Genomic DNA, 21219 nt, shown 5'->3' on the forward strand with positions numbered 1-21219 from the left:
GGCCCGCCCGCCTCTTGCCCGCACCCCCCCGGCCGCCTGCGTTACTGCTCCCAGCGAGGGCGACCGAATGATCGGTCGCTTCGGCGGCGACCTGCTTGTCGCCCGAATGTCTCCTGTGCTGGAAGGAAGGGTCCTGATGACGGCCATGCCGGACGCGGCGGAACGGCTCGGGCGGGGCGAGCTCGAAGCCCTGCAACTGGACCGGCTGAAGTCCACGCTGCACCACGCGTACACCAACGTCCCGTTCTACCGGCAGGCGTTCGACCGCGCGGGGCTGCGGCCCGAGGACTGCCGGACGCTCGAGGACCTGGCCCGGTTCCCGTTCACGGTGAAGGCGGACCTGCGGGACAACTACCCCTTCGGGATGTTCGCCGTACCGGAGCACGAGGTGCGCAGGATCCATGCCTCCAGCGGCACGACCGGGCGTCCGACGGTCGTCGGGTACACCGAACGGGACCTGGACACCTGGGCGGACGTGGTGGCCCGGTCGATCCGGGCGGCGGGCGGGCGGCCCGGCCACAAGGTCCATGTGGCGTACGGTTACGGGCTGTTCACCGGCGGGCTCGGCGCGCACTACGGCGCGGAACGGCTGGGCTGCACGGTGATCCCGGCCTCCGGCGGCATGACCGCGCGCCAGGTCCGGCTGATCCAGGACTTCCGGCCCGAGATCATCATGATCACGCCGTCCTACATGCTGACGCTGCTGGACGAGTTCGAGCGGCAGGGCGTCGATCCGCGTGCCACGTCCCTGAAGGTGGGGATCTTCGGCGCGGAGCCGTGGACCGAGGGGATGCGCCGGGAGATCGAGGACCGGTTCGCCATCGACGCGGTGGACATCTACGGGCTCTCGGAGGTGATGGGGCCGGGGGTGGCGCAGGAATGCGTGGAGACGAAGGACGGGCCGCACATCTGGGAGGACCACTTCTACCCGGAGGTGGTGGACCCGCTCACCGGTGAGGTGCTGCCGGACGGCGAGGAGGGCGAGCTGGTCTTCACCACGCTGACCAAGGAGGCGATGCCGGTGATCCGCTATCGCACCCGCGACCTGACACGGCTGCTGCCGGGGACGGCACGGACGTTCCGCCGGATGGAGAGGGTCACCGGTCGCAGCGACGACATGGTGATCCTGCGCGGGGTCAACCTCTTCCCCACCCAGATCGAGGAGATCGTGCTCCGTACGCCCGCCGTCGCCCCGCACTTCCAGCTGCGGCTGACCCGGCACGGGCGGCTCGACGCGCTGACGGTGTTCGCGGAGGCGCGGGCGGGCGCGACGACCGACGAACGGGAGACGGCGGCGCGGTCCATCGTGGCGGCGGTGAAGGACGGCATCGGAGTGTCGGTGAGCGTCGAGATCGTGGACCCGGAGACCCTTGAACGCTCGGTTGGGAAGATCCGGCGCATCGTGGATCTGCGGGAGTCCGGCGCGGAGTAGGGGCGGCGTGGGGGCCGGCCGGCCCGGCGGTGGGCAGGAGCGGCGCGGCGGTGGTGAACCGGTGGTTCCGGGCTTCCGGGCCTCTGGGCCTCCGGGCCTCCGGGCCTCCGGGGGCGGAGCCGACGCTTCCGGACGGTTGCGGTTGCTCGCCCTCCGGTTCAGCCCAGCTCGTCCCGCAGTTGCCGTTTGAGGATCTTTCCGCTGGCGTTGCGCGGGAGGCTGTCCGCGAACACGATGCGCTTGGGCGCCTTGAAGGCGGGGAGCTTCTCGCGGGCGTGGGCGATGAGTTCCCCCTCGTCCGCGCTCGTCCCGCCGCGCCTGACGACGACGGCGGTGACGGCCTCGATCCAGCGGTCGTCGGGCAGTCCGACGACCGCTGCCTCCGCGACGGCGGGGTGGGTGTAGAGGACGTCCTCGACCTGGCGGGAGGCGACGAGGACGCCGCCGGAGTTGATGACGTCCTTGACCCGGTCGACGACGGTGAGGAAGCCTTCGGCGTCGCGGACGGCGAGGTCGCCGGAGTGGAACCAGCCGTCGCGGAAGGCCTCGGCCGTCTCCTTGGGCTTCTCCCAGTAGCCGGAGCACAGTTGGGGCGAGCGGTAGACGACCTCGCCGGGGGTTCCGTCGGGAGCGTCCTCGCCCTGCTCGTCGACGACCCTGGCCTCCACGAAGAGGACCGGCCGGCCGCACGACTCCATCCGGCCCTCGTGCTCGTCGGGGCCGAGCACGGTGGCGAGCGGGCCGATCTCGCTCTGGCCGAAGCAGTTGTAGAAGGCCAGGCGCGGGAGGCGCTCGCGCAGGCGTTCCAGGACGGGTACGGGCATGATCGAGGCCCCGTAGAACGCCTTGCGGAGGCCGCCGAGGTCGCGGGTGGCGAACTCCGGGTGCTCGGCGAGGCCGATCCAGACGGTGGGCGGGGCGAACAGGCTGTCGGCGAGGCCCGTTTCGACGAGGTCGAAGATCCGGCCGGCGTCCGGGGCGTCCAGGATGGTGTTCTCCGCGCCCACCGCGAGATACGGCAGCAGGAACACGTGCATCTGGGCCGAGTGGTAGAGCGGCAGGGAGTGCACGGGCCGGTCGGTCGCGGCCAGGGAGAGCGCGGTGATCGCGCTGACGTACGCGTGGACCAGGGCCCCGTGCGTCATCATCGCGCCCTTGGGCAGGGCGGTGGTGCCGGAGGTGTACAGCAGCTGCACCAGGTCGCCGGAGGAGGGCGGGCGCTTCGGGGTGAAGGGCCTCTCCGTCTCCAGGGCGTCGAGCAGTGAGCCGGGGGCGTCGCGCAGCGCGCGTACCGGGAGCCCGGCGGGGAGCCGCCCGGCGAGGTCCGGGTCGGTCAGGACGAGGGTGGAGCCGGACTGGTCGAGGAGGTAGGCGAGGTCGTCGCCGGTGAGGTTCTGGTTGACCGGTACGTGGACGAGCCCGGCCCGAGCGCAGGCGAGGAAGCCGATCAGGTAGACGTCGGAGTTGTGCGCGTAGGCGGCCACCCGGTCGCCGGGGGCGAGTCCGTGCTCCTCGGTGAGGACGGCTGCGGCCGTGGAGACGGCGGCCTCCAGGGAGCCGTAGGTCCAGGCCCGGTCGGCGTACCGTACGGCGGTCCGGGCGGGGGTGCGCCGGGCGCTGCGGGTGAGGACGCCGTCCACGGTGCTGCTGCGTACACCAGTCATGGCGTGATCCTGTGCGGCCGGGCCCCGCGGGGTCAAGAGGACGGATACCGACCGGACGGTTGACAGCCGCCGCGGCTCCCTGGCTGAGTTGCGCGTGGCTGTCCGGGCGGTCCGGAGCGGCCGCCGTGCCCCCGCACCGCTGGAGGAACACCTTGACGTTACGCAACCGTCTGAGACTGCTCGGGACAGCCGCTCTCGCCCTGTTCACCGTGTCGGCGTCGCTGGCGCCGGCCACCGCGTCCGGGCCCGGCGCGGAGCGGAACCCGTCCGGCGGAGGTCTCTCCGCCGTCATCCGGTACACGGAGTACGGCATCCCGCACATCGTGGCGAAGGACTACGCGCAGCTCGGCTTCGGCACCGGCTGGGCGCAGGCCGCCGACCAGGTGTGCACCCTGGCGGACGGCTTCCTCACCGTGCGCGGCGAGCGGTCGCGGTACTTCGGGCCGGACGCCGCCACGGACTTCTCGCTCTCCTCGGCGGCGACGAACCTCTCCAGCGATCTGTACTTCCGGGGGGTCCGGGACAGCGGCACGGTGGAGAGCCTGCTCGAGGCTCCCGCGCCCGCCGGTCCGAGCCGGGACGTGAAGGAGACGATGCGGGGGTTCGCCGCCGGGTACAACGCGTGGATCGCGCGGAACCGGATCACCGATCCGGCCTGCCGGGGCGCGTCCTGGGTGCGCCCGGTGACGGCGCTGGACGTGGCGGCGCGCGGGTACGCGCTGGCCGTGCTCGGCGGCCAGGGGCGCGGCATCGACGGCATCACCGCCGCGCGGCCGCCGACCGCCGCTCCCCCGGCGGCCGGGGTCAGCCCCCGGGAGGCGGCGTCGGCGGCGGAGCGCCTGCTGTCGGCGCAGAACGCGGACATGGGCTCCAACGCGGTCGCGTTCGGCGGCTCCACCACGGTGAACGGGCGCGGGCTGCTGCTGGGCAACCCGCACTACCCGTGGCAGGGCGGACGGCGCTTCTGGCAGTCGCAGCAGACGATCCCCGGCGAGCTGAACGTGTCGGGCGCCTCCCTGCTGGGCGCGACGACGATCTCGATCGGGCACAACGCGGATGTGGCGTGGAGCCATACGGTCGCCACCGGCGTCACGCTGAACCTGCATCAGCTCACCCTCGATCCGGCCGACCCGACCGTCTACCTCGTGGACGGGAAGCCGGAGCGGATGACCGAGCGGACGGTGAGCGTCCCGGTGAAGGGCGCGGCACCCGTGCGGCGCACCCAGTGGTGGACGCGGTACGGCCCCGTCACCACGTCCCTGGGCGCGGGGCTGCCGCTGCCGTGGACGGCGAGCACGGCGTACGCGCTGAACGATCCCAACGCGGTGAATCTGCGGATGGCCGACACGGGGCTGGGCTTCGCCAAGGCCCGCTCCACGGCGGACGTCGAGCGTTCGCTGCACCGGCACCAGGGGATGCCGTGGGTGAACACGGTCGCGGCGGACCGGGCGGGGCGCTCGTTCTTCGCCCAGGCGCAGGTACTGCCGAGGATCACGGACGAGCTGGCGGAGCGCTGCTCGACCCCGCTCGGCCGGGCGACCTACCCGGCCTCCGGGCTCGCGGTCCTGGACGGCTCACGGAAGGACTGTGCGCTGGGCAGTGACCGCGACGCGGTGCAGCCGGGGATCTTCGGGCCGGACCGGATGCCGGTGCTGAAGGACCTGCCGTACGTGGAGAACTCCAACGACAGCGCCTGGCTGACCAACGCGGACCGGCCGCTGACCGGGTACGAGCGGGTCTTCGGCACGGCCGCGACGCCCCGGTCGATGCGGACGCGCGGCGCGGTCGAGGACGTCGCGGCGATGGCGGAGAAGGGCGGCCTCGGGGTGCGGGACCTGCAACGGCAGCAGTTCGCCAACCGGGCGCCGGCCGGCGATCTGGTCGCGTCCGACGTGGCGGCGTGGTGTGCGGCGCTGCCGGGCGGCACGGCCGTGGGCTCGGACGGCACGCCGGTGGACGTGTCGGAGGCCTGCCGGGTGCTGCGGCGCTGGGACCGGTCGACGGACAGCGACAGCCGGGGCGCGCTGCTCTTCGACCGGTTCTGGCGGAGGGCGTCGGCGGCGCCCGCCGCCGAGCTGTGGCGGACTCCGTTCGACCCGGCCGATCCGGTGCGCACCCCGCGCGGGCTGAACACCGCCGCGCCGGGGCTCGGCAGGGCGCTGGCGGACGCGGTGACGGCGCTGCGGGCGGCGGGCATCGCGCTGGACGCGCCGCTGGGGAAGCACCAGTTCGTCGAACGGAACGGCAAGCGGCTCCCGATCGGCGGCGGTACGGAGTCGCTGGGCGTCTGGAACAAGACCGAGCCGGTGTGGAACCCGGCCGGAGGCGGCTATACGGAGGTGTCGGCGGGTTCCAGCTACATCCAGGCGGTCGGCTGGGACGACAGCCGCTGTCCGGTGGCGCGGACGCTGCTGACGTACTCCCAGTCGGAGAACCCCACGTCGCCGCACTTCAGCGATCAGACCCGGCTGTACGCGGGTGAGCGCTGGGTGACGCCCCGGTTCTGCGAGAAGGACATCACCCGCTCGCCCGCGCTGCGGGTGGTGCGGGTGCACGAGCGGCGGTAGGCGGAGTCCGGGAGGGGCGGGGCGCGGCTCCGCCCCTCCCGGACGCCGGTGTCCCGTCCGGGTCACCGCGGCACTCGAAGCCCTCCCGCGCCCCGGGGCGCCGCAGCGGAGGGACAGCTCCTGACGCGGAGTCACATTCTTGGGGTGTCGGGACACGCGCGGGGCGGCGGAGGTGACAGTACCCTCTGCGGCGGCAGGAACTTTCACTGCTCGGCCAGGTTTCGGAAGTTACTTTCGCGCGGGCTCCGGGCGTACGGGCGCTGTCCGGTGACCGGAGGTCAGGCGCGGGAAGGAGTTGCGGATGACCGGGGACACGCAGGAGTACGGCCGCACGGCGGGCGACCGGAGCGGGGGCTGGGGCCGCGGCGGCGACGGCCCCACGGCCGGTGTCCGTTCCACCGGGAGCGGCATCCCCCGGAGGCGGCTCGGCGGCGGGATACTGGCGCTCGGCGGCGCACTCGCGCTGACGCCGATCCCGCTGGCGGGAGCGGCCCCGCGCGGCGGGCCGGGCGCGGGGGCGGCGGAGAGAGCGGCCGGCACGGGAGCGGGCATGGGATCAGGGGCGCACCGGCCCACGCTGCGGCGCGGGAGCGCGGCGCGCGCCGGGCTGCTCCAGGGACCGCTGGACCAGCTCGTCCGGGACGCCGAGGCGTATCTCGCCGACTCCCCCCGCCGCCCCTGGTACGCGGGGGCGGTACTGCTCGCCGGGCGGGGCGGCACGGTGGCGCTGCACCGGCCGATCGGCAAGGCGGTGCGCTACGCGGCGTACGACGAGAAGACCGACACCGGGGTCGAGTTCCCGGCGGACCGGCAGATCCCGATGGCCGAGGACACCGTCTTCGATCTGGCCTCGATCTCCAAGCTGTTCACCTCGCTCCTGGCGGTCCAGCAGATCGAGCGCGGCCGGCTGGAGCTGGAGGCGACGGTCGCCTCGTACCTCCCGGACTTCGCGGGCGGCGGCAAGCAGGGCATCACGGTCCGTCAGCTGCTCACGCACACCTCGGGTTTCCGGTCCTGGATCCCGCTGTACGAGGAGCCGACCCGTGAGGGCAAGCTCCGCAGACTGTGGGAGGAGGTCCCGGCCAGCACGCCGGGCAGCGCCTACCTCTACTCCGACCTCAACCTGATCTCGCTGCAACTGGTCCTGGAGAAGGTCACCGGCCGTCCGCTGGACGTCCTGCTCCGCGACGACATCACCGTCCCGCTCGGCATGCGCCGCACCCGCTACAACCCGCCCGCCTCCTGGAAGCCGAGGATCGCGGCGACCGAGGACGCCCGGCGGCCCTGGTCCGGGATCGACCGCGGCCTGGTCTGGGGCGAGGTGCACGACGAGAACGCGTTCAGCCTGGACGGGGTCGCGGGCCACGCCGGGGTGTTCTCGTGCGCCTGGGATCTCGCGGTCCTCGCCCGGACGCTCCTCAACGGCGGTGTCTACGGCCGTTCCCGCATCCTGTCCGAGGAATCGGTCGATCTGCTGTTCACCGACTTCAACACCGGCTTCCCGGGCGACGAGCACGGGCTCGGCTTCGAGCTCTACCAGCACTGGTACATGGGCGCGATGGCGACCCCGCGCAGCGCGGGGCACACCGGGTTCACCGGCACCAGCATGGTGCTCGACCCGACGACCGACACCTTCCTGATCGTGCTGGGCAACTCCGTCCATCCCGTCAGGAGTTGGCGCTCGGGCAGTGCGCCACGGGTGGCGACCGCCAACCAGCTGGCACGGGCCGTGCCGGTCCGGCCGGAACGTGGACGTACGGCCTGGTTCTCCGGGATGGCGAGCGCGGCCACGGCCACCCTCGCGCTGCCCTCTCTGCGGCTTGGCTCCTCCCGGGCCCGGCTGGAGTGCGCGCTGTGGTGGGACACCGAACCGGCCGCCGACGGGCTCTTCCTGGAGGCGTCGACGGGCGGGGAGTGGCGGCCGGTGCCGTTCACGACGCGCGCACCGGGGCCCGGCCGTCGCCCGCAGTCGCACCCGACGGGCGCGGCGACCGGCTGGTCGGGGCGCGTGTGGCACCGGCTGGAGGCGGACCTGTCGGCCTGGCGCGGTGAGGACCTGCGGCTGCGCTGGCGCTACACCACCGACCGGCTGTACGTGGGACGCGGTGCGTACGTGGACGGCCTGCGGGTCCGCGACGGCGCCGGCACGGCCTTCGACGCGGAACGCCCGGAGGACGCCCGCCGGATCGAGGCGACGGGCTGGACGCCCTCGGCGGACTGAGAGGGGGCGGGCGGGGCCCGGGCGGGCGGCCCCGCCCGCCCGGACCGGCGCGTCCGGGACGACTCAGGTCACCTGCCCAGCGCGGCCATCGCCGCGTTGTGGCCGGGGACCCCGCTGACGCCACCGCCCCGCACCGCGCCCGCCCCGCAGAGCAGCACGTTGGCGTGGGCGGTCTCCACCCCCCAGCGCCCGAGGGCCTCCTCCGCGTACGGGAAGGTGAGATCGCGGTGGAAGATGTGGCCGCCGGGCAGCCGCAGGTCCTTCTCCAGGTCGAGCGGGGTCTTCGCCTCGATGCAGGGCTCTCCGTGCTCGTCGAGGGCCAGGCAGTCGGCGACCGGCTCCTCCAGGTGCGCGTCCAGTTCGGCGAGGGTCGCCTTCAGCAGCGTCGCGCGGGCGGCCTCGTTGCCGGAGGCGAACAACCGGGCGGGGGCGTGCAGGCCGAACAGGGTGAGGGTCTGGTAGCCGCGCGCGGCGAGTTCGGGGCCGAGGATCGAGGGGTCCGTCAGCGAGTGGCAGTAGATCTCGGAGGGCGGTGCGGCGGGCAGCCGCCCGGCCGCCGCCTCCCGGTACGCCTCGGCCAACTGCCCGTACCCTTCCGCGATGTGGAAGGTCCCGGCGAACGCCTGCCGGGGGTCGACGCTCCGGTCTCGGAGCCGGGGCAGCCGGGTGAGCAGCATGTTCACCTTGAGCTGGGCGCCTTCGGCGGGCGGGGGCGGGGTGTCGCCGAGCAGGGTGGCGAGTGCCTGCGGGGAGGCGTTGACGAGCACGCGGCGGGCGGCGACGACGTGTTCCCCCTCGGGGGTGCGGACGGTGACCTCGGCGGCGCTCCCGTCGGTCTCGATCCGGGTCGCCTCGTGCCGTACACGGATCTCGGCGCCCGCCGTCCGGGCGGCCCCGGCCAGCGCGTCGGTTAGCGCGCCCATGCCGCCGACCGGGACGTCCCAGTCGCCGGTGCCGCCGCCGATCACGTGGTACAGGAAGCACCGGTTCTGGAGGAGCGAGGTGTCGTGGGCGTCGGCGAAGGTGCCGATCAGCGCGTCGGTGAGGACGACACCGCGCACCAGGTCGTCGGTGAAGTTCTCCTCGACGGCCACCCCGATCGGTTCCTCGAACAGCATCCGCCAGGCGTCGGCGTCGCCGATCCGCTCGCGCAGCGCGTCCCTGCCGGGCAGCGGCTCGGTGAGCGTCGGGAAGACACGCTCGGCGACCCGGCGCGTCATGGCGTAGAACCGCTGCCACGCCTCGTACTCGCGCTCGCCGCCGGTCAGCGCGGCGAAGGAGTCGCGCGTGGCGCCCTCTCCCGCGACCAGCAGTCCGGTGGGGCGTCCGTCGCGCACGGCGGGGGTGTAGGAGGACACGGTCCGCTTGCGTACGGCGAAGTCGAGGCCGAGGTCCCGGACGATCTTGTCGGGCAGCAGGGACACCAGGTACGAGTACCGGGAGAGCCGGGCGTCGATCCCGGCGAAGGGGTGGGTCGAGATCGCCGCTCCCCCGGTGGTGCCGAGCCGTTCCAGGACGAGGACGGACTGTCCGGCACGGGCGAGGTAGGCAGCGGCGACGAGGCCGTTGTGTCCGCCGCCGACGATCACGGCGTCGTAGCGGTCGCGGGAGGGCGCGCCGGGCCCGGTGCCCGCTCGGGCAACGTGCTGACCTGCGGGGGGCCGGGGTGCTGGGCTCTGGGGTGCGGGCATGCACCTTCGTAACACGTCGCCCGCCGCCCCGGCCAGGGGCGGCGGGGGCCGGAGAGGTCGCCCTCGCTTCCCGCCGGTCGGTGACGGCGGGCGGTCCTACCCCTGCGCGAGCCGTGCCAGGCAGTGCGCCTCGTCGTCGCGGGCGGCGCGTGTCCGGGGGTGGCCGGCGCCCAGGGTGCGGGTGTGTGCCTCCGCGATCTGCCGGTACGCCACCAGGGCCTCGCTCCACCGGCCGAGCCAGCCGAGCCCGGCGGCGACCTCCCGGCGGCTCACCGCCGTGTCCGGGTGGTCGGGGCCCAGGGTGCGCTCCCGCAGGGCGCAGACCTCACGGGCCTCGGCCAGCGCCTCCTCCCAGCGGCCCAGCCGCCCGAGATTGACCCCGAGGCCGTGGCGGGCGCGCAGTGTCTCGGGGTCGGCCTCGCCCGCGGTGCGGGTGCGGTCCGCGACCAGCGACCGGTACACCTCCAGGGCCTCCTCGTCCCGGCCGAGCCGGCCGAGGCTGATGCCGGCCTCGTAGCGGGCGGCGAACGTGTCGGGGTGGTCGGCGCCCAGGGTGGTCGCGCGGGCGCGGGCGACGTCCTGGTAGATCTCCAGCGCCTGAACCCAGCGGCCCAGCCTGCCCAGGGTGTACGCCACTTCGTAGCGGGTGGCGAGGGTGTCGGGGTGCGCCGGGCCGAGCAGCCGGGCGCGGGCGTCCGCGACCTCACGGGCGATCCGGCAGGACTCCTCGGGCCGCCCCAGGCGGCTGAGGTTGAACGCCAGGTTGTGGCGGCAGCGCAGGGTGTCGGGGTGGTCGGGGCCCATGACGCGTTCGCGGACGGCGAGGACCGCCTCGTACACCTCGTGGGCCTCGGCGTGCCGGCCGAGGCGCCCCAGGGCGTGGGCCCTCGCCTGACGGGCGGCCAGGGTGTGCGGGTGGTCGGACCCCAGGACGCGTTCCCGGCCTTCGACGACGTGGGTGAACTCGCGCAGCGCCTCGTCGGCCCGGCCCGTACGGCTGAGGGTGACGCCGATCTCGTACCGGCCGGCGAGGGTGTCGGGGTGGTCCGGGCCGAGGAGGTGGAGGCGCTGGGCGGCGACCTCGCGGTGCGTCTCGGCCGCTTCCGCCCAGCGGTCCGGGCGGCCGAGGCCGAGGCCCTCGCCGTGCCGGCCCTCCGGCGTGGCGGGGCGGCCGGCGGCGGGCGGCCCGGCCGACACCGGGACGAAGGAGCCGGTGTGCGGGGCGGTGGCGGTGGTCCACTGCCCCGTCAGCCCGGCGGCCGGGTCGGGGGGTTCGGCGGGCGGCGGCGTCGATCCGGTCGCGCGGCGACCGGCGGTCATCGCGCGGGTCCAGGCGGGCAGGGCCTTCTCGCGCGCGGCGGGCGGCCGTCCTGCTCCGGGACGGGCACGGGGACCGGGGCCGAGCGCGGGCTGCTCCCCGGTCCGGCCGAGGACGATGCGGCGGCGCAGGTCGCTCGCGTCCGTGGGCCGTTCCTCGGGGGCCTTGGCGAGCAGGTCGAGGACGACGCGGTCGAAGAAGTCGGGCAGCTCGGCGCGGTGGGTGCGCAAGGGCTCCGGCGGGGTGTCGCGGTGGCCGACGAGTACGGCCCAGGCGTCCTCCTGGTCGAACGGCGGTACCCCGGTGGCGATCTCGTACAGGACGCAGCCCAGCGAGTAGAGGTCGCTGCGGTGGTCGACCTCCTTGCCGCTGATCTGCTCGGGCGACATGTAGTGCGGGGTCCCCATGGCGAGACCGGTGGTGGTGAGCCGGGAGCTCAGGTCGATGTCGTGGCCCGGGCGCGCTATGCCGAAGTCGCAGATCTTCACGGTGCCGTCGGTCAGCCGCATGATGTTGGCGGGCTTGAGGTCGCGGTGGACGATGCCCTGCCGGTGGGTGTGGCCGAGGGCGTCCGCGACCTGTTCCGCGATGTCGACGACGTGCTCGACCGGCAGCGGGTGCTGTTCGTTCTCCTCCAGGAGCTGGCTCAGGTTCTGCCCGTCGAGCAGCTCCATGACGAGGTACGGCACGCCCTCGTACTCGCCGAAGTCATGGACGACGGTGACACCCCGGTGCTGGAGGGAGGCGGCCACCCGTGCCTCGCGCCGGAAGCGTTCGCGCAGGACGCGGGTGAACGCCTGGTCGTGCTGGGGACCGAGGGGCTTGAGGCATTTGACCGCGACCTGCCGGCCCAGCGACTCGTCGAGAGCGCGCCACACCTCCCCCATGCCGCCGCGCCCGATCAGTTCGATCAACCGGTAGCGGCTCTGGATCAGCCTGGTCTCCGCCATCGTCCGCTTCCCGCCCCCGTCGTCCCCCGTGGCCCCCGCCACGGACACTGCACCCTCCCCGGCACGTCCAGTATGGCTGCCGGCCGGCGGAGGCGGTACGCGACGGGGCGGTCGCCGTCGGGCGGAGTGGCCGGTAGGCCGCGTGGCGCCTCCCTCGACCGGATCTCTGCCACCGGGAACGGCACCGGCCCGCGCGACGCGCTCGCGTACGGTCAGTGCTCGGCGGCGAGTTCACCGGTGAGCCGGCCATGCAGGCGTGCGCTCGGGTCGTCGAGACCGGTGATCTCCACGCTCTTGCCGCGCCGGGCGTACTTCGTCCCGATGGCGTCGAGGGCGGCGACGGAAGAGGCGTCCCAGATGTGGGCGGAGCTCAGGTCGATGACGACGCGGCCGGGGTCGCCCGCATAGTCGAACCGGCCGACGAGGTCGTTGGAGGAGGCGAAGAAGAGTTCCCCGGTGACCCGGTAGACGACGGTGGAGCCGTCGGGGTCGATGACGGCGGTGACCTCCGTGAGATGGGCGACGCGCCGGGCGAAGACGACCATGGCGGTGACCGAGCCGACGACCACCCCGATGGCGAGGTTGTGGGTGATCACGACGCAGACGACGGTGATCACCATGACCGTGATCTCTCCGGCGGGCATCCGCCGCAGAGTGCCGGGTGCGATGGAGTGCCGGTCGAAGGTCGCGAACGACACCATCACCATCACCGCCACCAGAGCGGCCATCGGGATGTCGGAGACGACCGGGCCGAAGGCGATGCACAGCACCATCAGGAACATGCCTGCGAGGAACGTGGAGAGGCGGGTGCGGGCTCCGGAGACCTTCACGTTGATCATGGTCTGGCCGATCATCGCGCAGCCGCCCATGCCGCCGAAGAAGCCGGTGACGATATTGGCGATCCCCTGGCCGACGGACTCGCGGGTCTTGTTCGAGGAGGTGTCGGTGATGTCGTCGACCAGCTTCGCGGTCATCAGCGACTCCATCAGGCCGACCAGCGCCATGGCGAACGCGTAGGGGGCGATCGTCGTCAGGGTGTCGAGGGTGAAGGGCACGTCGGGCAGGCCCGGTACCGGCAGCGAGGACGGCAGAGCGCCCTTGTCGCCGACGGTCGGCACGGCGATGGCGGCGCCGACGGTGATCACGGTGAGGATGACGATGGAGACGAGCGGGGCCGGGACGACCGTGGTGATCCGGGGGAAGATCACCATGAGCGCCAGACCGCCGGCGATCAGGGGGTACACCGCCCAGGGGACGTCCCGCATCTCGGGGACCTGCGCCATGAAGATGAGGATGGCGAGGGAGTTGACGAAGCCGACCATCACCGATCGCGGGATGAACCGCATCAGCTTCGCCACACCCAGTGCCCCCAGCACCACCTGGATGAGGCCGGCGAGGATGACGGCGGCGACGAGGTGCCCGAGGCCGTGCTCCCGGTTGAGCGGCGCGATCACGAGCGCCACCGCGCCGGTGGCGGCCGAGATCATCGCCCGGCGACCGCCGACGACCGCGATCGTCACGGCCATGGTGAAGGAAGCGAAGAGCCCGACCGTCGGATCGACGCCCGCGATGATCGAGAACGAGATCGCCTCGGGAATCAGCGCCAGGGCGACGACCAGACCGGCCAGCACCTCGGTGCGCCAGACCTTGGGGTCGGAGAGCCAGTCGGGCTTCAGGCCACGCAGGCGCGCGACCGGGGAGGGAGCGGAGGAGAGGGAAGACAAGGGAGGAGAACCAGTCCTGCTCGGGCGCGCCCGAGCAGGGGCGGGCGTGCGGAGGTGACGGGGTGCCGGGTGGCCCTCGCCGACAGCGCCACGGGCGTGGAGCCGGGACCCCGGACGGGGGGATGGAGCGGCCGCGCACCACGGCGCGGCCGGAGTCAGGTCCGGGCACGGGACGTCGCGGGGGTCAGGGCGGACAGAGCGCGGCGACGGGCGTCATGGGCTCGCGCACCCTCATCTCCTGCGACAATCGGAACGTCGCCGGAGGCGTCTTCGACTCCCGACCCGGCACGACGGGCAGCGGTGCGCAGCCTTGCCACCGGCAACTCTACCCTAACGTAAGGGTAGAGATCGGCGGAGGGGTTCCCGCCCCGGAAGCGACGCTCCCGGAGATGCCCCGGGGACGTTCCGGGAGACGAGAGAGGCCAGGGGTACGGGCGTGGACGGCAAGCACATGCAGATCGGCGAGGTCGCCGCACGGACCGAGCTCTCCCTGCGCACCATCCGCCATTACGAGGAGACCGGCCTCGTCACGCCTTCCGCACGATCCCGGGGCGGTTTCCGCCTCTACACCGAGACCGACGTGGCCCGCCTCATGGTCATCAGGAGGATGAAGCCGCTCGGCTTCACCCTGGACCAGATGCGCGACCTGCTCGACGCCACCGACCGGCTGGACGGGAACGACCCGCTCGACCCGGAGCAGCGCGAGGTGCTGCTGGCGCGGGTGCGGTCCTACCAGCGGTCCGCCGCGGAGCAGGTCGGCAGGCTCCGCGTCCAGCTCGCCCGCGCCGAGGACTTCGAGGCCACGCTCCGCGCCCGCGCGCAGGGCCCGGCCACGGCGAACGCTCCGGGCGAGGCCGCGGCCACGGACGGCGGCTGAGGACCTCACCATCCCTCAGCTGCCGGTCAGGACCGCGCGCGGCGCGGAGGTGCCGCCCGGCTCACGGCGTGCCGGTGCCGTGCGGGCAGTGGTCGAGCAGGGCGTGCGTACGGGGAACCGGGAGGGCGGGGTTGGCGGCGGCGCCCTCGGCCGTGGCGGGGTCGGCGAGGAGCGCCTCCAAGGTCTGCGGCGTCAGGTTCGGGTTGGTGGCGGCCGCGCACCGCTCGACGGACCTCGGGGTCCGGATCGTCCAGCAGCGCCGTCCGCTGCTCCGGGGTGAGCGGCTGCCAGCTCCAGGTGGCGTGTACGCGGAGTCCGGGATGCCGGTGGTCCGCCAGGGAGGGGTGGAAGGAGGGCGGGATCTGCCGGGACGACACGAGTTCGGCCGCGGTCTCGGCCGCGGTGACCCTGCCGTCCTCACCTCCGTCCCGGGCGGTCAGGAGAGCCACGAGAATGTCGTCCGGGAGCGGCCGGACCCAGCGGGGGAAGCCGCGGGGCCCGCCGGCGAGCCGCCCTCGCACGACCCCCGACGGATCCGTCGCCAAGGGGGCGAGCCGCACCGGGGCGACGAACCGGTTGCGGGCGAGCGCACGCCGGATGTGCTGGTCCGGGTGTCGCAGGGCCGCGTCGATGACGGCCTCGGGCAGGTCCCGCCCTTCGCACATCGACGGGCCGCCCCCGTGGCCCGATCGTTCCAGCAGGCGCATCAGCACCTCGGAAGGCGCCGCCGGATGGAACGCGAGGCCGCGCAGCCACGGCTCGCACGGGAGGCCGGACACCCCGTCATCCTGCCATCCCGCCGCGCGGCCCCTCCGGAGTCCCGCTTCGGCGTCCCCCGTGCGCAAGAGGCGCACGGGGCAGAGCCTGTTGCGAGAATCCGGAAGGACCGGAACACGGCGAGGCGTCAGCGCTTGACGGCGCGCAGGACCACGAATTTGGGGTCACCCGCGACCGTGGTGCAGTTCCCGAAGATCCGGCGCAGATGGGTGTGGTACGAGAGGTGCCGATTGCCCACGACCCACAGCTCGCCGCCCTGGCGCAGCGCGGTCCGCGCGCCGGTGAACATCGCGCGGGCGGTCGCGTCGGTGGTGGCGAGGTGCGAGTGGAAGGGCGGGTTGTTCAGCACCAGGTCCACACTGCCCGGGGCGAGATCCCCGAGCCCGTCGCCGACGAGGAAGTCCGCCTTCGCGCCGTCCGGCGCCCCGGCCCGGAAGGTCTCCTCGGCGGAGGCGACCGCCCCGTAGGACTCGTCGACGAACGTGACGTGCGCGTCGGGGGCGGTGAGGGCGGCGGAGAGCCCGAGGACGCCGTTGCCGCAGCCGAGGTCGACGATCCGGGCGGCCCCACCGCGGTTGGGCAGGTGCTTCAGGAAGAAGCGGGTGCCCAGGTCGAGGCGGTCCGCGCAGAAGATCCCGGCGTGGTTGACGACGGTCCGCCCGGAGGCGGGGCCCACGTCGGCGGGGAGCTCGTAGCGGTACGGCCACGGGCTCGGCGTACGCGGCAGTGCGGGGTCCGGGGTGCAGAAGATGAGCCGTGCCTTGCGCACCGCGAGGGAGGTGCGGGTCGGGCCGATGATCCGCTCGAAGAGCTTGAGCGTGGAGGTGTGGATCTCCTTGACCATGCCGGTGCCGATGACCACGGTTCCGGCGTGCACGGCGGGGGCGATCCGGTGGAGCTGGTCCTCCAGGAACGCCAGGGACTTGGGCACCCGGACGATGAGGACGTCGATCCGGCCGGGCGGGGTGTCGCGCGAGGACAGCAGCCGCACCGCGTCCTGGTCGAGACCGTTGCGGGCCAGGTTGGCGAGGGTGGCTCGCCGGGCCAGGTAGGAGTCGCTGATCTGCACCGGCCGGTGCGCGGCCAGCGCGGTGGTGAGCGCTCCCCACCGGTCCCCCACGACGGCGACCGTCCCCGAGAGGTCGACCGGGCCCGCCTCCGGGTCCGTGAGCTGCCGGAGCAGATAGTCGTCGGCGGCGTCCCAGGCTCGGAACGGGTCGCGCGGGTGTTCGGGGAAGCGGGCGAGTTCGAATGTGCCCTGCGAGGTCGTCAAACGGTTCATATGGCACTCAGGCTAGCCGAGGCGGCCGGGGGCGCCCCACACGCTCCCCGGCCGCTCGGCCGCCGTCACCCCGGCGTACGGCTCCGCGCACCCGTCCGCCGGGTGGCCCAGGGGCCCGCAGGCCGTCAGGGAAGTTGTCTGTCCAGGGCCGATCGCCCTTCGTCGGCCAGCTTGCGCCGGGCCCATTCCAGGTTCTCCGGCGTCAGGTCCCGCCCGGAGGCGAGCACCAGATCCTCCGGGCTCGGCCGGTCGCTCGCGCCCGTGTGCAGGAGCCGGTCGGGCGTGACGCCGTCCGGTCCGGCCAGGGCCTCGGATACGGTTTCGGGCTCTTCGCTCATGCCGCCTCCTCGTCCTTGCGGCAATTCTCGCCCCCCTGCGGCCCACCCGCATCCGAGGAGGAAGCGTCCGTTACCCGAGAGAGTGAATCAGTCCTTGCGAGCACCGGGGAGTGGGCAGGAGAGGGAAGCCATTGCCCCCACCTTCCGAGGCGGTGCCCATGATCCACGGCGTCGATGTCAGCGCCTACCAGCCCTCCTACGACACGGACGGTGTCGACTTCGTCCTCATCAAGTCCACCGAGGGCCGCACCTATGTCAACCCACGCCTGGACGCGCAGGTCAAGCGGGCGCGGGACGCCGAGTGCGTCGTCGGCTTCTACCACTTCCTCTGGCCGGGGAACGTGCCGGAGCAGGTGGACTTCTTCCTGAACAGGACGCCCGAGAAGGCGGGCGATCTGCTCGCGGTCGACTGGGAGCAGACCGGCGGCGGGACGCGGGCGAGCAACGCGGAGAAGGACCGTTTCATCAAGGCGGTGAAGGAGGAGCGCCCCGACCACCGGGTCCTGCTGTACTGCAATCGCGCGTTCTGGCTGAACCACGACGCCACCGACTACGCCGGGGACGGGCTGTGGATCGCCGACTACGTCTCCGCGGGCAAGCCCCGCATCGAGGCGGACTGGCGCATCCACCAGTACACCGACGACCCGCTCGACAGGAACGTGGCCGACTTCGACTCCGTGAGGGCGCTGCGCGACTGGGCCGCCGGGTAGCCGTCCGCCCGGACCCCGACCGTCCCGTAGCGGCTCCGCCGCCCGCGGGACGGTCCGCTCCGGAGGGGTCCCACCCTCCAGACTTGACCTGCACATGATAAGTACACCGTGTTCACACGTGCGGCACGGTGCCTGTGGAAGGCTCCCGGCTGACCACCTACCGCACGGCCGCCGCCCGAACACCCCCGCACCCGGGGCAACTTCGGCGCGGTGTCCGCGTTCAGGAGAGGACACCCCCCATGTCCCGTCGTCTCTCGTTCTACGCGCGTCCACTCATGGCCGCGGCGGCCGCCGTGACCGTCCTGTCGGGCACCGCCGCCGCAGCCCCCGTGGACACCCCGCCCGACCGTCGCACCACCATCACGGCGGCCCTCGACGACACGTACTACCAGGACGCCGTCGGCAAGTCCGGCGCCGAACTCAAGGCCGCCCTGCACACGATCATCAGCGACCAGACCAAACTCTCCTACAGCCAGGTGTGGGACGCCCTCAAGGCCACCGACGAGGACCCCGCCAACCCCTCCAACGTCATCCTGCTGTACACCGGACGCTCCCAGTCCAAGAACGACAACGGCGGCAACTCGGGCCAGTGGAACCGGGAGCACGTCTGGGCCAAGTCGCACGGCGACTTCGGCACGGCCACGGGTCCGGGCACCGACGTGCACCACCTGCGGCCCACCGACGTCCAGGTCAACTCCACCCGCGGCAACAAGGACTTCGACAACGGCGGGAGCAAACTGGGCGACGCGCCGGGCAACTTCACCGACGGCGACTCCTTCGAGCCGCGCGACGAGGTCAAGGGCGACGTCGCCCGCATGATCCTCTACATGGCGGTCCGGTACGAGGGGAACGACTCCTTCGCCGATCTCGAACCCAACGACCAGGTGAACAACGGGTCCGCACCGAAGATGGGCAGGCTCTCCGTCCTCCGGCAGTGGAGCCAGGAGGACCCGCCGGACACCTTCGAGAAGCGCCGCAACGACGTCATATTCGAGCGGTTCCAGCACAACCGGAACCCGTTCGTGGACCACCCCGAGTGGGTCGGCGCCATCTGGCGGTGACGGGTTTCAGCCCTCCCCGGCCAGGGTCCGCGCGCAGTCTTCCACGGCGTCCTCACGGGTGGCGTGGTGCGGCAGGTCCTGGCCGGTCCGCTCCCGCACCGCGTCGATCGGACCGAGCAGGTCCTTCGGGTCGACGACCGCCGCGTACCGCCCGTCGGCGGTGAGCCGGGCGAGCCCGGTGTGCAGCATCGCCAGCGCCACGGAGTCGACGGACGTGACATCGCGCAGGTCGAGCACGACCGGGCCGCCGTCCGGCCCCGACTCGTCCAGGGCGTACAGCACGCGCTCGGCGGCCGTGAAGTCGATGGCTCCCTGGGCGACGACGACGCCGACCCGCTCGCGCAGGCTCCGCTCCCGCTCCCCCGAGGGTGCCGAGGGCAGGTCGTCGGCGGTCGTGACGAGGGTGACGGTGGAGCCCGGCAGCGCGGGGTTGAGCATGAGGTGGAGGCCGTACCGCCGCGACATCGCCTCCAGTGCGGCATGGCCGCGTACCGAGCCACCGGTGGCGTCCAGCGGCGGGCTGTACGTCGCCACCCCGAAGCGGGCCGGGCCCACCGCGATGAGCCCGCCGGAGACCCCGCTCTTGGCGGGCAGCCCCACGCGCAGGAGCCAGTCGCCGGAACCGTCGTACATGCCGCAGGTCGCCATGACGGCGAGGACCCGGGCGGCGACCTCGGCGGAGACCACCCGCTCACGGGTCACGGGGTTCACCCCGCCGTAGGCGAGCGTCGCGGCCATCGTGGCGAGGTCGAGAGCGGTGACGCGGATCGCGCACTGCCGGAAGTAGCGGTCGACCGCCAGGACCGGGTCGACGGGCAGGGTACCGGTGGAGCGGATCAGGTAGGCCAGCGCCCGGTTGCGGTCGCCGGTCGCCGATTCGGAGCGGAACACCTGCTCGTCCACGTCCAGTTCGTGTCCGGCGAAGCGGCCGAGGCAGTGCCGGACACGGTCGAAGGCGGGTTCGCCGGGGGCGTCGGGGATCAGGGCCGTGGTGACGATCGCGCCGGCGTTGACCATGGCGTTGGCGGGTCTGCCCGTACCGGGTTCGAGACTGATGGCGTTGAACGCCTCACCGCTCGGCTCGGCACCCACCCAGCGGCTGACCTCGTCGAGACCGAGGGTGGAGAGCGCGAGGGCGTAGACGAACGGCTTGGAGACGGACTGGATGGTGAAGGGGACCTCCGCCTCGCCCGCGCTGTAGCGGTGCCCGTCCATGCTGACCAGGGCCAGCCCGAAGGCGTCCGGGTCCGCGAGGGCGAGCTGGGGGATGTAGTCGGCCGGCTTCCCCTCCCTCACCGGGGCGAACCGGTCGCGCAGGCTGTGGAGCGAGTCGGTCACCGCGTCGGCGGCGCTCATGGGGCGGTCCCCGCCGGACGGGTCCGGGCGCGGCTCACGCGGCCTCGTCCCCGAAGGCGCCGCCGCGCCGCGCCCCACGCACTTTCGGCGCGGTCGTCGTGGTCTTCCCCACCGTGGGCGTGAACATCGCGCATCCTCCCGGACCTCAGAGAGACAACTCGCTCATCCTAGGACCAGAAGACATGAATCGACCTGTCGATGATGGCGGGCTCGTCCGGTCGGGCGGGGCGGAGACCGGTGGCGGTGGAGCCACGCACGACACCGGTCCGCCCGTCAGCCCAGGCGGCGGACCGGCCGGCCGTCGAGAAAGGCCCTGATGTTCTCCACGGCCTGGCCGTAGTACGTCTCGTAGTTGGCGCGCGACACATAGCCGAGATGCGGGGTGGCCAGCAGGCCCGGCGCGGTACGCACCGGGTCGCCCTCGGGGAGCGGCTCGGTGTCGAACACGTCGGTCGCGGCCCCGGCGATCACCCCGTCGCGCAGGGCGGCCAACAGGGCGTCCGTGTCGACGATGGCCGCCCTGGACGTGTTGACCAGGTACGCGGTCGGGCGCATCCGGGCGAGTTCGGGCGCGCCGATCAGGCCGCGGGTCCGCTCGCCGAGCGCCAGATGGACGGAGACGAAGTCGCTCGCGGCCAGCAGCTCGTCCCGCGAGGAGGCGAGCCTCGCCCCCACCTCGTCGGCCCGCTCCCGAGTGAGGTTCTGACTCCAGGCCAGTACTTCCATGCCGAAGGCCAGGCCCACCCGCGCCACCCGGCCGCCGATCTTCCCGAGCCCCAGCAGGCCGAGCGTCCGCCCGTGCAGATCGGCCCCGAGCGTGGACTGCCAGGGCCCGCCCGTGCGCAGGGCCTCGGCCTCGGGGACGATGCCGCGGGCGAGACCGAGCAGCAGCGCCCAGGTCAGCTCGACGGGCGGGGTGGAGGAGCTGGCGGTGCCGCAGACGACGACGTCGTGCCGCCGCGCGGCATCGAAGTCGATGACGGAGTTGCGCATGCCGGAGGCGACGAGCAGTCTCAGCCGGGGCAGCCGGGCGAACAGTTCGGCCGGGAACGGCACCCGTTCGCGGAGGGTCACCACGATGTCGAAGCCGGCGAGGGCGGCGGCTGCCTCGTCCACCGTGGCGAGGTGCTCGGTGAAGGTGACGACCTCGACGTCGTCCTTCACGGGCGACCAGTCGACGACGGTGGTGGCCACGGACTGGAAGTCCTCGATGACGGCGCAGCGCAGCTTCATGACAGCCTCTCTCCGGCC

General features: G+C 73.2%; 14 protein-coding genes. 6 read left to right on the plus strand and 8 right to left on the minus strand.

Translation table 11 applies throughout. From position 1 onward, the window contains the following. The first annotated feature begins 136 nt into the window (after nucleotides 1–136). Nucleotides 137–1432: a phenylacetate--CoA ligase PaaK gene (paaK, locus tag QFZ71_RS00340; RefSeq protein WP_307666220.1), complete on the plus strand. Its 1296-nt coding sequence runs from the start codon at nucleotides 137–139 to the stop codon at nucleotides 1430–1432. A 158-nt stretch (nucleotides 1433–1590) separates the two neighbouring features. Here paaK and QFZ71_RS00345 read toward each other — a convergent pair whose 3' ends face one another. Continuing rightward, on the minus strand, nucleotides 1591–3096 hold the full coding sequence (locus QFZ71_RS00345) for an acyl-CoA synthetase (protein WP_307666221.1): 1506 nt from the start codon (nucleotides 3094–3096) through the stop codon (nucleotides 1591–1593). Nucleotides 3097–3248: 152 nt separating this feature from the next. Between QFZ71_RS00345 and QFZ71_RS00350 the strand changes: the two genes are divergently transcribed. Continuing rightward, nucleotides 3249–5663, plus strand: a complete 2415-nt coding sequence (locus QFZ71_RS00350) for an acylase (RefSeq protein WP_307666222.1) — start codon at nucleotides 3249–3251, stop codon at nucleotides 5661–5663. A 301-nt stretch (nucleotides 5664–5964) separates the two neighbouring features. Next, a complete protein-coding gene (locus tag QFZ71_RS00355; RefSeq protein WP_307666223.1) occupies nucleotides 5965–7884 on the plus strand; it encodes a serine hydrolase in 1920 nt (639 codons plus the stop codon). Nucleotides 7885–7952: 68 nt separating this feature from the next. On the opposite strand, the gene QFZ71_RS00360 is transcribed toward QFZ71_RS00355, so the two are convergent. From QFZ71_RS00360 to QFZ71_RS00370, 3 genes are all read right to left on the minus strand, one after another. Further along, complete coding sequence (locus QFZ71_RS00360; RefSeq protein ID WP_307666224.1) at nucleotides 7953–9575, minus strand: NAD(P)/FAD-dependent oxidoreductase; 1623 nt, start codon at nucleotides 9573–9575, stop codon at nucleotides 7953–7955. 96 nt (nucleotides 9576–9671) lie between these two features. Beyond that, nucleotides 9672–11843 (minus strand): serine/threonine-protein kinase, encoded by a 2172-nt coding sequence (locus QFZ71_RS00365; protein WP_307666225.1) that lies wholly within the window; start codon nucleotides 11841–11843, stop codon nucleotides 9672–9674. Between the two features lie 212 nt (nucleotides 11844–12055). Beyond that, entirely contained in the window at nucleotides 12056–13567 is a 1512-nt protein-coding gene (locus QFZ71_RS00370; protein ID WP_307666226.1) for a SulP family inorganic anion transporter, read from the minus strand. A gap of 436 nt (nucleotides 13568–14003) precedes the next feature. On the opposite strand from QFZ71_RS00370, the gene QFZ71_RS00375 reads away from it, so the two are divergent. Then, nucleotides 14004–14444 (plus strand): MerR family transcriptional regulator, encoded by a 441-nt coding sequence (locus QFZ71_RS00375; RefSeq protein ID WP_307666227.1) that lies wholly within the window; start codon nucleotides 14004–14006, stop codon nucleotides 14442–14444. A 904-nt stretch (nucleotides 14445–15348) separates the two neighbouring features. Here QFZ71_RS00375 and QFZ71_RS00380 read toward each other — a convergent pair. After that, nucleotides 15349–16503, minus strand: a complete 1155-nt coding sequence (locus tag QFZ71_RS00380; RefSeq protein WP_307666228.1) for a methyltransferase — start codon at nucleotides 16501–16503, stop codon at nucleotides 15349–15351. Between the two features lie 125 nt (nucleotides 16504–16628). Further along, complete coding sequence (locus QFZ71_RS00385; protein WP_307666229.1) at nucleotides 16629–16841, minus strand: hypothetical protein; 213 nt, start codon at nucleotides 16839–16841, stop codon at nucleotides 16629–16631. A gap of 158 nt (nucleotides 16842–16999) precedes the next feature. Here QFZ71_RS00385 and QFZ71_RS00390 point away from each other — a divergent pair, with 158 nt between their 5' ends. Together QFZ71_RS00390 and QFZ71_RS00395 are read left to right on the plus strand one after the other, a co-directional pair. Continuing rightward, nucleotides 17000–17551 carry a GH25 family lysozyme gene (locus QFZ71_RS00390; protein WP_307666230.1) on the plus strand — a complete coding sequence of 184 codons (552 nt, stop codon included), beginning with the start codon at nucleotides 17000–17002 and terminating at the stop codon, nucleotides 17549–17551. A 239-nt stretch (nucleotides 17552–17790) separates the two neighbouring features. Next, nucleotides 17791–18612: an endonuclease I family protein gene (locus QFZ71_RS00395; RefSeq protein ID WP_307666231.1), complete on the plus strand. Its 822-nt coding sequence runs from the start codon at nucleotides 17791–17793 to the stop codon at nucleotides 18610–18612. A gap of 6 nt (nucleotides 18613–18618) precedes the next feature. On the opposite strand, the gene glsA is transcribed toward QFZ71_RS00395, so the two are convergent. Further along, nucleotides 18619–19968, minus strand: coding sequence for a glutaminase A (gene glsA / locus QFZ71_RS00400; protein ID WP_307666232.1), 1350 nt, complete (start codon nucleotides 19966–19968; stop codon nucleotides 18619–18621). Between the two features lie 273 nt (nucleotides 19969–20241). Beyond that, nucleotides 20242–21201 (minus strand): D-2-hydroxyacid dehydrogenase family protein, encoded by a 960-nt coding sequence (locus tag QFZ71_RS00405; RefSeq protein ID WP_307671297.1) that lies wholly within the window; start codon nucleotides 21199–21201, stop codon nucleotides 20242–20244. Nucleotides 21202–21219 lie beyond the last annotated feature (18 nt).

Origin of the sequence: Streptomyces sp. V2I9, from assembly GCF_030817475.1 — a bacterium.
In the GTDB taxonomy this organism is placed as follows: domain Bacteria; phylum Actinomycetota; class Actinomycetes; order Streptomycetales; family Streptomycetaceae; genus Streptomyces.